The following is a 12857-nucleotide window of genomic DNA, read 5'->3' as shown; positions in this document are numbered from 1 at the left end:
CCAACCACGCGCACGGAAACTTTCCGTGCCAACAGAAGCGCGCAATGGATTGCCTCCCAATTGTCGCTGTGGTGCGCTTAACAGCTTTTCTGCTGATTTAGCTGGTACGTCGAGCCATAAACTCAGTCGCAGCGGTGCGGACGAGGACGTTTCACGTGAAACTGGCAAAGATGGGTGACACAACGAGCAGACACCGTGAACGCGAACGCGCTGTTTCACGTGAAACAAGACTTGCCGTACGGACCAGCGTCTTTACCCCACGTCAAAGATCCCTCATGTCGTCGATACTGGTTCGCTGGAGATGCGACGGATTGAGACTACTCACGCGGTAGCGCCCCGTGTCATTACCAAACTCATTCCCCGACGGGCGGTAGGGGAGCTCCTATAGAACTTTCGAACAGGCCAGGTTGTAACTATTTCTTCGAGCAGCGCGAAGTTGAGTGGAAGCCAATACCGCCCACTAGCCCAATTAGCTAGCAGCGGTGGCCCGAGGCTAGGACTCGGAGGATCCGGAGTAGACGAGGGGAGATTCCGGGAGAGTGATCCTCAGCGGCGCAGCTCCTACTGGGAGAAGTCAATCTGCTCGGGCCAGGAATGAGAAACACGCGACCGGAAGATCTCAAGGGGTGTGTTGAGCTGACTTCTCCTTACCCCAGGTAGGCAGAAGTGAAATGACCAATTATGAGAAGGTGTGAGCCTGCCCAGAGCAAGAAAGTTGTGTAAGCGACCTATTCTGGTTTATGTCATTCTGAGCAGCAAGAAACCGGCGGTTCCCTCTCCCTCGGGAGTAGCAACCGCCGGTTTTTTACGGATTAGATCAGAAGTCAAGCCTAGGACAGGACGTCTGCAAATTCCTTTTCGAAGAACTGCTTCGGCTTGGCACCGATGACAGTGCTCTTCACTTCTCCCCCACTGAACAGGTAGACGGCCGGAATGGACGTGATGCCATATTCGGCGGCGATCGCGGGGTTGTCGTCGACGTTGAGCTTTACTACGTCAACCTTCTCGCTGTACTCAACGGAGATCTCGTCGAGGATGGGACCGAGCTTGCGGCACGGGCCGCACCACTCTGCCCAGAAGTCCACGATGACCGGCTTCTCGGAAGCCAAAACATCCGTGCTGAAGCTTGCGTCAGTTACGTCCTTTGCGTTGCTCATAACTTTTCCCTTCGTATGGTTGCTTGGATGCAGTCTAGGAGTGCAGGTCTGCGAGGTAGTGCTCTACGTCAAGGGCAGCCACACAACCGGAGCCCGAAGCCGTGATGGCCTGGCGGTACGTGGGGTCGATGACATCGCCCGCGGCGAAGACACCCTTGATGTTGGTCCGGGAGCTACGGCCTTCTACGGCGATGGTTCCCTCGGGGGTCAGATCGACCTTGCCCTTGATGAGATCCGTGCGGGGGTCGTTGCCGATGGCCACAAACACGCCGGTGACGGCGAGCTCGGACTCGATGCCGTCCACCAGATTCTTCAGCTTCAGGCCGGTGACCTTGTCTTCACCGAGAACATCTTCAACAGCGGTGTTCCAGACAAAGTTGATCTTCTCGTGAGCCTGGGCACGGTCACCCATGATCTTTGAAGCCTTGAGGGTATCGCGGCGGTGGACGACGGTAACGGACTTCGCGAACTTGGTGAGGAACAGTGCTTCCTCCATGGCGGAGTCGCCACCACCGATAACGGCGATGTCCTGATCCTTGAAGAAGAAGCCGTCACAGGTTGCACACCAGCTAACTCCGTGGCCGGAAAGGCGCTTTTCGTTGGCCAGGCCGAGCTCGCGGTATGCCGAACCTGTGGACAGGATGATGGCCTTCGCCTGGAAGGTCTCCCCCGTTCCGATGGTCACAGTCTTGATGTCGCCGTCGAGGTCCAGCTCGGTGACATCCTCGAACTGGATCTCGGTGCCGAAACGAGCGGCCTGCTTTTCGAAGTTCTCCATCAGGTCCGGGCCCATGATGCCCTCCGGGAAACCCGGGTAGTTTTCCACGTCCGTGGTGTTCATCAGTTCGCCACCAGCTGTGACGGAACCGGCAATGAGCAGAGGCTTCATGTTGGCGCGGGCGGTGTAAACGGCGGCGGTGTAGCCGGCAGGGCCTGAACCTACGATGATGACGTCACGCACCTGCGATGCGCTGTTTTCTGCAATGCTCACGTGGCGTGAACCTCTTCCTTAGTCGATGCTGCGGCTTTCGGGGCAGCCACCTGACTCAACCCCTGTTGCTTTCCAAATATTCCGTTGGAGTTGGGGACCCTAAAAGCCACCATCATTCAGGGTACCGTCTGCAGGCATGCCGAATCTAAGCGGTGACGCCAATGTAGGTAGCAGTAGAGGCCGTTCCGACGAGTCAAACGGCCTCTACTGTTACCTAGTTGGGTTTGGCTACTGGACCGTGACCTCGGCCAGGCGCAGTCCGAATCCGAATCGCGTCTTCGGTGCAGCCAGCTTCGGGAGTGCGCTGATGACTACGATGACGTACTGGGTCTGCGCCGGTGCTGCAAGCGGCATGGTCAGTTCCGGGGACGTGAAGCTGTTGGTGCCCACGAGTTTTGCGCCGTCCATCGCAGGACGATCGTTGGTGTAGACGCTGATGCTACCGCCGGAGCCACCCAACTGGTTGAGCACTACCGACTTGACCTCGGTGGGTTCCTTGAGCTTAACCACAAGGGGCATGTCTTCGAAGAGCCCACCCCAGTTTGCAGAGGCGAATTCCATGTCCGACCAGTAGCTGGCAGCGTTACCGTCAAAGGCCCTGGCAAGGTCCTTGTCATAGGTGGCGGCGAAGGGGAAGTCGCCGAGGCGCGTGATGCCTTCAATTTCCGGTGGTGTGGCCGGGGCCGGAGCTTCTGTGGGCGCGGGCTCCTCGGTTTCCGCGGCGGAAGATTGAGGGGCCGGCGTGCTTTGCGTCGCGGCAGGTGCACCACTGGGCAGGAGGCTACCCAGATTGGTCACCGCAAGCACGAGTCCGACCACCAAGACAGCTGCGAGAAGGCCGCCTACCAGCCAGCGCAGGGAACGCGGTTCCTTCTCAGGAGCCTCGTCTTCGTAAACTTCCTCGTCCTCGTAATCGTCCGTAACAGCTGACGACGCCGGGAAGCTGCTTGGCGCGCGATCGTAGCCGGAGTCGGTCCCTCGGCTTGCTACACCGGAACCACCAGCAGCTGCAGCGGCGCCTGAGCCGCTAAAGCCGTAGTCCTCTTCGGACCACAGGGAAACCTTTGGCTCCGCAGCAGACTCGCTGCTGGCCGGCCCGTGGCTGGTTGGCGGCGACGAGACGGGCGAAGTCGAAACGGGCTGCGATGAAACAGCCTGGGTGGGCGGCTGCGATGCAACAGCAGGCGACGCTCCGCCCCTGGAACCAGGGCCGGCAGAGGCAGCGCCAGCGTCGGCAGAACCAGTAGCGGCAGCTCCGGCGTCGTTGTTCTTGGAACCCGCATGCTTCAGGGCTGCAGCGGCAGCAACACCCGCTGCTCCGGCGCCGGCAGCGGCCGCAGCCAGCTTCCCCGCGATACCGCTCTTCGGTGAAGAGGGGCTGGACGAAGGCATAGGCGGTACGTGAGGCGCGGTGCGTGCTGGGGCAGCAGGCACCGAGTCAGGCTCATCGTTGGACTCTGACGGGATGGGGTAGCCGTTTTCGTCGTACTGGATGTACTCGGCGTCGTGCTCGTCATCCTCGTACAGGCCATCGTAAGTTTCAGGCTCATAGGTTCGCGGCTGGCCGAAGATCTCGCTTCCGAGCGTTTCGGTGAAGAAAGGCTCGATGTACGGCGGGTTGGTGGCCACCACAAGGTCCAACAGATCGGGGGCGGTGCTGTGGTTGGTGATCAGGTACGTGGTGTTTTCACTGATGCCCAAGTCCAGGATCTGAACGTGGCCCGGCCTCTCCCCAGTGGCTACTTCGCGGGCGCTCTGAGCAACCTGCTCGGCATTTCCGGGACCGGCAACGAGGATGCTCACGGGACGGTTGAGGACTTGGTCCACGCCGTCGAGCACCTGATCTTGGTCATGCGAGGTCAATACATTGGCCGTGACCTTGTAGCGGCCGCCAAGTACTGATCCGACGTCGATCGGGTGGGACACGTGTTCCTCCTAGGCTGTCCGGCAGCTGCGGTCCTGCACATGGCTCCCCCGGCGAGCCGGTTGAACCGCTTTTGCAACTACCTATATTCGTTTCTAGCCTAGCGGATTGACGCCCGCCGCCCATGTTGGCGCCACCGGCTTACTTCCTGTGGTTGCGCTTAGTGGGGAAGTACGGATTCTGTCCTGCGTCGCCTTGGTATGTCCGCCGACCCGGCAAGGGGACCTGCGGACGGAACCTGCCGCCGCGAGCCGTGCCGGGCGTGTCTTCCTCCGGCAGGTAGTTCTTGGGTGCGTCAGGTGAGATTCCGGCGGCGGGTTCGGCAGCCCGCTGTGGAGCGAGCGCAGGCCCGGCCCTGAAGGAGGCAGCATCGAACTCGCCGGAGATGCGCGGGATCAAACCTGTATCGTCCGAGACCGTGGCGCGTGCCGGCGTCGTGGGTTCCGGTGCTGCACCGGTGACAGGTGCGGGTACTCCTCGGCCCAGACGGCCCATGAGCGGACGCAGGAGGTCGCGCAGTTCGGTGACGTGGAAGACGCGCAGGAGGACCAGGTAGGCGAGCAGCATGACGGGCCCGACGACGACGACCGTCACCAAGGCGGCCGGTCGGCTGCTCCACGCGAAGCCGTCGGCGCGGTAGCTGCCCAAAAGCCACAAGGCCCCAGCGCCGGCTACCGCAGATCCCAGGCCCGCGTAACCCATGCGAATGTACGAATTGGCTATGCGGGGACCGTCCAGGTGACCCAGCAAGCGGCGAAGGAACACCACGCTGATCACCACAGAGAGGATGTTGCCCAGTGTGTAAAGGATGGCGATCGCGTAGATGATCTGGCCGACGGGGAGGAACTGGATGAAAAACGCGCCCACCACGTAGATCACGGCGAGCCACAACTGGACGTACAGCGGCGTACGGGCATCCTCGTTGGCGTAGAACACACGGGACATCATGAAGTTCGCACTCAGGAACGGCGTGCTCAGGGCGAGGATGGTGAGCGTTTGGGCCAGCATGACGCCGTCCTGCGGTTCGCCGCCGGAGAAGAACATGCCCAGGGGGCCGGCCAGCGCGAACAGCGCCAGGGCACCGAAAACCGTAGCGACGGCCATGGTGCGGAGACCGTGGGACAGGGCGTCACGCAGTTCGGCTTTGTTGCCGTCCTGCGACGCGCGCGTCATGCGGTTGAAGAGGACGGTAGCCAAGGACAACGCGATGATCGAGTGCGGCAGCAGGTACAGCTGGCTGGCGACTTCCAGGACGGCGTTACCTGGGAGGACGGCCGCAGCGGCTTTGTCCCCGGCGTTGTCCAAACGGAGGCGCTCGGCACCGGGAATCGTGGCGATCCTCATGACGTAAAGGAACGCCAACTGCCCGACGGCGGCAGTCGCCAGCGTCCACACACTCAGCTTTGCTGCCTGGCCGAGTCCAACTCCGCGCCAGCCAAAGCGAGGCCGGAGGCCAAGGCGCAAACGTAAGACCGGGATCAGCAGGATGGCAGTCTGCGCCACCACACCGAAAGTGGAGAAACCGGCAATCAGGAGTGTCTGGGTGGGTCCCCAATTGTCCAAAGTGTGGGGGTTGTAGACGTTCTCGCCAAGAATCCATATGAACATCCCCAGGCCGGCGATGGCCACCAGGTTGTTGAGGATGGGAGCCCACATGGCGGGGCCGAACGCTCCGTGGGCGTTCAGCACCTGCGTGAGGAGGGCGTAGAGCCCGTAGAAGAAGATCTGGGGCAGGCACCAGAAAGCGAAGGTGACCGCCAACGCCTTCTGTTGCTCGGAATAGCCCTGGGTGGTGAGGTCGATGACCAGGGGTGCCGCAAGTGTTACCAGCGCCGTCAGCGCCAGCAGCACCAGGACTGCGAGTGTCAGCAACCGGCTGATGTAGTCCGCGCCGCGGTCCGGGGCCTTGCTGGCCTTGATGATCTGAGGGACCAGGACGGCATTGAACACGCCGCCTGCTACCAACAGGAAGATCAGGTTCGGCAGGTTGTTCGCGTTAATGAACGTGTCATTGATCGTGGAGCCCAGGCCGAGGGCGGCACCGAGCATCCACGTTTTGGCGAAGCCAAGGAACCGGGAAACCAGCGTTCCTGCTGCCATGATGGCGCTGGAACGTGCTTCTCCGGATTGAACGGACTGGGTTGTTTTGGCTTCAGACATCGCCTTTATCGTCCCATGTACCCGGGTCAGAGGTGTTCGGGCAGCACTTCCCGTGCCAAATCGGCGATGCGGCGTTCATTCGGGAAGGACAATTTCCGGGCCAGTTCCTGGATGGGAACCCATGCGGCGTCAACGGCCTCCTGGTCCGGATCATTCTCGATGGTCAGCTCGCCGCCCGTGGCCCGGAGCAGAAAATGGTGCACGGTCTTGTGGACGCGGTGGCCGCTCACGGTGAACCAGTAGTCGATGCTGCCGAGGGGCGCCAGGATGCTGCCTTCGATGCCGGTTTCCTCGGCGATCTCACGTACGGCAGCTTCCTCGTTGTTCTCGCGACCTTCGGGATGGCCCTTCGGTAGGCACCACTCAAGCCGGCCACCCCTATTAAGGCGGGCGATAATTGCAACCCGGAGTTCGCCGTCGGACGTGTCTACTACAACGCCACCGGCTGACACTTCCTCCACAGTGGGAAGCGAGGCCTGCACCGGATGCTGCTGGGCGGGCGCGACATGTGCACCGATTGCCGACGGCAACGGTGCGTTTGTCCTCCTGCCAGGAGCGCTCGGGATCGGGTTGGCCATGAGGTCCACTCTAACGACTCTTGCCCTCGAGTGATGACCGGGACATGGCCACAAGATGGACTGCAGGAGATGCTCCGCGGACGCATGCCTGATTTCGCATGGAGCAGTGGCCCACTGCAGAGCAAAAATCTGCCAAGCTTAAGGAACTATGGCGCACGTATTGGACAGCTCTTCTGTTAACTTCACCATCGATCCGGTGGTGCTCGACCTCGGGCAGCGCTTTGTCGATGCCGGCTTCGAGTTGTCCTTGGTCGGTGGACCCGTGCGCGATCTCTTCCTGGGGAGGACATCCCCGGACCTCGACTTCACCACCGACGCCACGCCGGACCAGACCATCTCCGTCATCAAGAAGTGGGCGGACAACTTCTGGGAAATCGGGCGCGCCTTCGGCACCATCGGTATGAAGAAGAATGGCTTCCAGATCGAAGTCACCACGTATCGCGCGGAGGCTTACGACCCCGATTCGCGAAAGCCGGTGGTGGCGTTCGGCAACTCCTTGACCGACGACCTGCTGCGCCGCGACTTCACCATCAACGCCATGGCGCTGCGGCTGCCAAGCCTGGAACTCGTGGATCCGTTCGGCGGCGTCCGCGATCTTCACGCGTCCGAGCTCGCCACGCCAGGCGCCCCCGAGGCCTCTTTCTCCGACGATCCGCTGCGCATGATGCGCGCGGCCCGATTCGCCTCCCAACTGGGCGTCTCGGTTCACGACGACGTCCGGCTCGCCATGTCTCAGATGGCCGACCGCATCAAGATCATCTCCGCAGAGCGCGTCCGGGAAGAGCTGGTCAAGCTCATCAACGGAGCGCACCCGCGGGTAGGCATCGACCTCCTGGTGGACACGGGGCTCGCTGAGTTCGTGCTCCCTGAGGTTTCCGCCCTGCGCCTCGAAGCCGATGAACACCACCGGCATAAAGACGTGTACCAGCACTCGCTGCAGGTCCTTGAGCAGGCTGCCGCATTGGAAACAGGACCTGACGGCCCCGTGCCCGGCCCTGATTTTGTGCTGCGGTTCGCCGCGTTGATGCACGACGTCGGCAAGCCGGCTACGCGCCGCTTTGAACCGGGCGGCGCGGTGAGCTTCCGCCACCATGACGTTGTTGGTTCCAAGCTGACAGCCAAACGGATGAAAGCGTTGCGTTTCGACAACGAGTCGATCAAAGCTGTGTCCCGCCTGGTCGAACTGCACATGCGTTTCTACGGTTACGGCGATGCCGGCTGGAGCGATTCCGCTGTACGTCGCTACGTCACCGATGCAGGTCCTCTCCTGGAACGCCTGCACCGGCTTACCCGCTCCGACGTCACTACGCGTAACCAGCGCAAGGCCGACCGTCTGTCCTTCGCCTACGATGACCTTGAGCATCGCATTGCGGCGCTTCTGGAACAGGAATCACTGGCGGCCGTCCGGCCTGACCTTGATGGGGCGCAGATCATGGCGCTCCTGGGACTCAAGCCCGGCCCGGTAGTGGGGCGGGCTTATAAGTTCCTTCTGGAAGAACGGATGGAACACGGACCACTATCCCCCGAGGAAGCCGAGCAGAAACTCTTGGCTTGGTGGGAAGCGCAACCCGAGTCCGCCGTCGTCGAGCCTTTGACCGAAACTGAGGAGCCCTCATGAACGCAGCGACTTCCCCGCGTCCGCAACTCTGGATCCTTCGCCATGGTGAGACGGAATGGTCCAAGAGCGGGCAGTACACAGGTCTGACGGATCTTCCCCTCACTGTTGAGGGTGAACAGCAGGCTGTTGAAGCCCGCAAGGTCCTGGAAAGCATCGACTTCGACCTCGTCCTGACCTCACCGCTTCGCCGTGCACGCCGGACGGCAGAACTTGCAGGCTACCCGGAGGCTGTCCATGAGCCGCTGGCCGTCGAATGGAACTACGGCGACTATGAAGGCATCAGCTCGGACCTGATCCGCAAGGACAACCCCGACTACCTCATCTGGACCGATGGCGTGCCCAACGGGGAAACACTGGACGAAGTTGCTGCACGGGCCGACAAGATCATTGGACGCGTCCTGGAATCCGGAATGGACAACGTCCTGATAGTGGCCCACGGTCATTTCTCCAGGATCCTCACCGCCCGCTGGCTGGAAATGGATGCCCGCGAAGGCCGGCACTTCATCCTGGGAACGGCGAAGGTCTGCACCCTTGGTTGGGATAAGCGGACGCCCGCAATTGTGCGTTGGGGCCTCTAAAACAAGAATTTAGAAAAAGTTTTAGCGAATTAGCTAATTTCGCTGGTCAAACTCCTTCTTCATGAGGTAGCTTATATCTTGTTCCCAGAGCGACCCGCCCGGAACAAGGCGCGCATTCCCTGGTTCAGTCAGCCGGGACAATGCCACAGCAGGCTGCTTATCAGCCAGAAAAGGAGGTTGGGAAAAATGATTACTTTGACTAGCGGACGGAAGTTGACCGTCACTGCTACCCCGGCCTCTGCTGATGATCGACGCCATTTTTGCTCTCTGACCCACTCCTGAACCACCGGACCGGCTTGTTTGCCGGCGGTGTTCCTGACGGCCTCCTCTCTTTGGATGGCTGAGTAGTCAGTTGTAGGCGCGGACCCACGCAGCATGCCGCGGGTGCGCAGTTTCCCCATAGTTCGGAACCAGCTTCTTGTTGGGTCGACTGCTGGAAGCACGCGCTATTGCACGGCGATTCGGGCTTTCCCGATTCGGTCCGCAAATCCCCTTATTAGCCTCGGCTATTTATGCCCTTTGGCCCTTGATTTCTTTTGAATTCAATTGGCTTTAATTGTCGCGCCTAAATGCCGGTATTTCTTTGACGAAAGGAGGTGAACCATGCGCAAACGCCCCGAAGACATGCGTTTCTACAAGAGCACCGATGCTCCCAAGGACCGCACTTTGTTCAATGGCCAGCTGCTCGACCAGCGCCGTGAAGACGTCTACGTTGTCCTGCACCAGATGGGACTCATCCGCTGATTCCCTTCAGCCAGCAAGAAGGAGTTCAGGTGCCACACATTCATGCTGAACCTCAAGGAGCCCACGCGGCTACGCGTGGGCTCCTCCCCTTTTAATCCCATGAAGCTCTGACCCCGTGCACCTCGCAGGACTGTAAGCTCGATCGCATGCAGGAGACGAAGCCTCACCGGCTACAAAAACGTGCCCGCTTTGTGGTTCCCAGCCGCAGCGACGCCCTGCTTCGCAACTTCACGGAACTCGTGGGCGGACCCTTGGGCAAGCATTCGTCGCCAGGGAAGATTTCACCCGGCCCGTTCACTGTGGAACGGGTCCTGATAATCCTCACCGTTGTGGCTGCTCTGCTCGCCGTAATCGCAAAGGATTACTGCCGCGTCCGTGGCTGGGAGACTCCCGGCCAGTTCTACGCGACCTGCTATTCGGACTTCCCTGAGCTCTTCCGGAACCGCGGTCTCGGTGAGGGCATATTTCCCTTCTTCACCCAAGGCAGCCTGTTCGAGTATCCAGTGCTCATGGGCATCATCGCCGGCGTGACAGCTTTTCTGGTGCCCGGCCAAGGCATGGGGAACGAACGCATCCTGGGTTACTTCGATGTCAACGCAACACTGATCGTCGCGATTTGGATCGTTACCGTCCTCCTGACCGCCAGGATCAACAGGCGCCGCCCTTGGGACGCAGCCACGGTGGCCGTAGCACCCGGGATCATCCTGGCCGGGTTCATCAACTGGGACATGTGGGCTGTGGGGCTGCTGGCTCTGGGCATGTACCTGTTCTCCAGGGACAAGCTGATCCTGGCTGGAGTGGTCATCGGTCTGGGAGCTGCCACTAAGCTGTACCCTGCCCTCATACTCGGTGCCGTGTTGCTGTTGGCCCTCCGAACCGGGAAGTTGCGTGCCTTCTTCATCACAGCTGGTGCGGCCGCAGCATCCTGGCTGGCGGTGAACTTGCCCATCGCAGCGATGAACCTTTCGGGCTGGCGATACTTCTTTGAATTCAGCCAGGATCGCCCTGCCGGGTACAGCTCACCTTGGTTTGCGTACAACCTCGTGGCGGACAGGGTCCGTTGGGTGCAGATTGACGGCGCAGCCATCAATTCCATGGCACTGTTCCTGTTCGTCCTGGCGTGCGTACTTATCGGTGCTTTGGCCTTATGTGCTCCACGGCGACCCCGTCTGGCCCAACTGGTGTTCCTGATTGTTGCCGCATTCATCCTGACCAACAAGGTTTACTCGCCCCAGTTCGTCATCTGGCTCATACCGCTCCTCGCTCTGGCCCGGCCCCGCTGGCGCGACTTCCTCATCTGGCAAGCCGCAGAAGGGCTGCACTGGGCCGCCGTCTGGATGTATCTGGGCCAAACGACCAGTGGCGGATCCGTCCAGCACAATATTGATATGTCCTACTACGTGCTGGCCGTGGGTTTACATATGGTTGCAACGGCATATCTCATGGTGCGGGTGGCCATCGATATTTGGGACCCTGCCCAGGATCCACTACGCGCGTATGGCGAGGACGATCCCCATGGTGGACCATTCGACGGCGCCCGGGACTGGCTGAGGCTCGACGCGTTCCGCCCCTCCCGGTCAGTGCTGCCGTGGCGTCCTCGGGCCACGGTGGATGCTATCGACCCCAAAGCACCCCAGCGTACGGAGGTAAACAGCGATGGTTGATGTCGCCGTCGTCGGCGCCGGTCCTAATGGCCTGGCCGCCGCAGTGGTTATGGCCCGTGCGGGCCTGAGTGTCCATCTCTACGAAGCAGCCGATGCGATCGGTGGTGGGTCCCGGACCAGTGAGTTGATTGAACCCGGCTACCTCTACGACGTGTGCTCCGCCGTGCATCCGATGGCTGTTGCGTCGCCCTTTTTCCGCGCTTTCGAGCTGTCGCAGCGCGTGGACCTGAGGGTGCCGGAGGTCCAGCACGGTACGCCGTTGGACATCGGCGGTGCGGCCTTGGCCTACCAATCCCTGGATCGGACGGTGCAGGAGCTGGGTGTCGATGGACCCGCTTACCGACGCCTGATGCAGCCGTTGCTGGAGCGGGTGGACGGGGTTGTGGAATTTACGTCCAACCAACTCCTGCGCATTCCAAAGGACCCTTTGGCGGCAGTCAGGTTTGGGCTGGCGACCCTGGATCAGGGGACCCCGATCTGGATGCGCCGATTCCGCGAAGAAGCCGCCCCTGCGCTACTGACGGGTGTGATGTCGCATGCCCTTGGATCGCAGCCGTCCCTTAGCTCAACGGGTGCCGGGCTGTTGCTCAGCACTCTGGCCCACGCGGGCGGTTGGGTGATACCTGTTGGCGGCTCCATGTCCATTGCCCGTGCCATGGCTGACGATCTTACTGCTCACGGCGGCACCATCCATGTGGGCGAACGCGTGGGTTCGCTGGATCAGGTCCGGCCGGCGAAGGCCATCCTGCTGGATGTTGCCCCGCCAACTCTGGCGCGCTTGGGTGGCTCGGACGTTCCCGACCGTTACCGTCGCGCACTTGAAGCATTCCGCTTCGGGAATGCAGCGTGCAAGGTGGACTTCATCCTGTCCGGCCCTGTTCCTTGGCGTGATTCCGGATTGGCGAAGGCAGGGACTGTCCACGTTGGCGGTTCACGGCAGGCAATGGCAGAGTCCGAGAACCTGGTGGACATGGGCAAACATCCAACGGAACCCTATGTCCTGGTGTCCCAGCCATCCGTGGTGGATTCGACCCGGGCTCCGGACGGCCGTCACGTTTTGTGGTCTTATTGCCACGTCCCCGCCAATTCGACGGTGGACATGGCCGAAGCTGTCATAGCGCGCATCGAGCGGTACGCACCAGGTTTCCGGGATGTTGTGGTGGCGTCAAAGACCACGACGGCGGCGGAACTGTCCGCGTACAACGAGAACTATGTTGGTGGTGACTTCAGTGCAGGACTGTTGGACCTGCGTGGTCTGGTGCAACGGCCGGTTGTATCCAATGTGCCTTGGCGAACGCCAATGGAGGGCGTGTATCTGTGTTCCTCGTCAACGCCGCCTGGTCCGGGGGTTACGGGAATGCCCGGGTACCACGCGGCAAGGTATGCCCTGAAGGACATATTCAAGATGCGAGTACCCGGGCTCGGCGTCGGACTGTAGCGGCT

At 61.1% G+C, this 12857-nt stretch carries 10 protein-coding genes; 5 read left to right on the top strand and 5 right to left on the bottom strand.

The window, feature by feature from the left end; translation table 11 throughout:
• Positions 1-830: 830 nt before the first annotated feature.
• The 5 genes from trxA to ACZ881_RS17285 all read right to left on the bottom strand — a co-directional run bounded on the left by trxA (position 831) and on the right by ACZ881_RS17285 (position 6762).
• Complete coding sequence (gene trxA, locus ACZ881_RS17305; RefSeq protein WP_014923339.1) at positions 831-1157, bottom strand: thioredoxin; 327 nt, start codon at positions 1155-1157, stop codon at positions 831-833.
• A 34-nt stretch (positions 1158-1191) separates the two neighbouring features.
• Positions 1192-2148: a thioredoxin-disulfide reductase gene (gene trxB, locus ACZ881_RS17300; protein WP_476117295.1), complete on the bottom strand. Its 957-nt coding sequence runs from the start codon at positions 2146-2148 to the stop codon at positions 1192-1194.
• A gap of 228 nt (positions 2149-2376) precedes the next feature.
• A complete protein-coding gene (locus ACZ881_RS17295) occupies positions 2377-4074 on the bottom strand; it encodes an ABC transporter substrate-binding protein (protein WP_178994660.1) in 1698 nt (565 codons plus the stop codon).
• Positions 4075-4213: 139 nt separating this feature from the next.
• Positions 4214-6232, bottom strand: a complete 2019-nt coding sequence (gene murJ, locus ACZ881_RS17290) for a murein biosynthesis integral membrane protein MurJ (RefSeq protein WP_476117293.1) — start codon at positions 6230-6232, stop codon at positions 4214-4216.
• Positions 6233-6258: 26 nt separating this feature from the next.
• The gene (locus ACZ881_RS17285) at positions 6259-6762 is read right to left on the bottom strand and encodes an NUDIX hydrolase (protein WP_026005276.1); all 504 of its coding nucleotides are present in this window, start codon (positions 6760-6762) and stop codon (positions 6259-6261) included.
• A 196-nt stretch (positions 6763-6958) separates the two neighbouring features.
• Here ACZ881_RS17285 and ACZ881_RS17280 point away from each other — a divergent pair, with 196 nt between their 5' ends.
• From ACZ881_RS17280 to ACZ881_RS17260, 5 genes are all read left to right on the top strand, one after another.
• Positions 6959-8428 (top strand): CCA tRNA nucleotidyltransferase, encoded by a 1470-nt coding sequence (locus ACZ881_RS17280; protein ID WP_178994656.1) that lies wholly within the window; start codon positions 6959-6961, stop codon positions 8426-8428.
• Positions 8425-9006, top strand: coding sequence for a histidine phosphatase family protein (locus ACZ881_RS17275; protein WP_091464242.1), 582 nt, complete (start codon positions 8425-8427; stop codon positions 9004-9006). Before ACZ881_RS17280 ends, ACZ881_RS17275 begins: the two co-directional genes overlap by 4 nt.
• A gap of 603 nt (positions 9007-9609) precedes the next feature.
• Positions 9610-9750 (top strand): hypothetical protein, encoded by a 141-nt coding sequence (locus ACZ881_RS17270; protein ID WP_017197242.1) that lies wholly within the window; start codon positions 9610-9612, stop codon positions 9748-9750.
• Between the two features lie 146 nt (positions 9751-9896).
• A complete protein-coding gene (locus ACZ881_RS17265) occupies positions 9897-11414 on the top strand; it encodes a glycosyltransferase family 87 protein (RefSeq protein WP_476117290.1) in 1518 nt (505 codons plus the stop codon).
• On the top strand, positions 11407-12852 hold the full coding sequence (locus tag ACZ881_RS17260; protein WP_476117288.1) for a phytoene desaturase family protein: 1446 nt from the start codon (positions 11407-11409) through the stop codon (positions 12850-12852). The genes ACZ881_RS17265 and ACZ881_RS17260 overlap by 8 nt, the downstream gene beginning before the upstream one ends.
• The last annotated feature ends 5 nt before the right edge of the window (positions 12853-12857 follow it).

Source organism: Paenarthrobacter sp. TE3676 (assembly GCF_056279165.1).
This window is presented reverse-complemented; position numbering and strand designations above follow the sequence as displayed.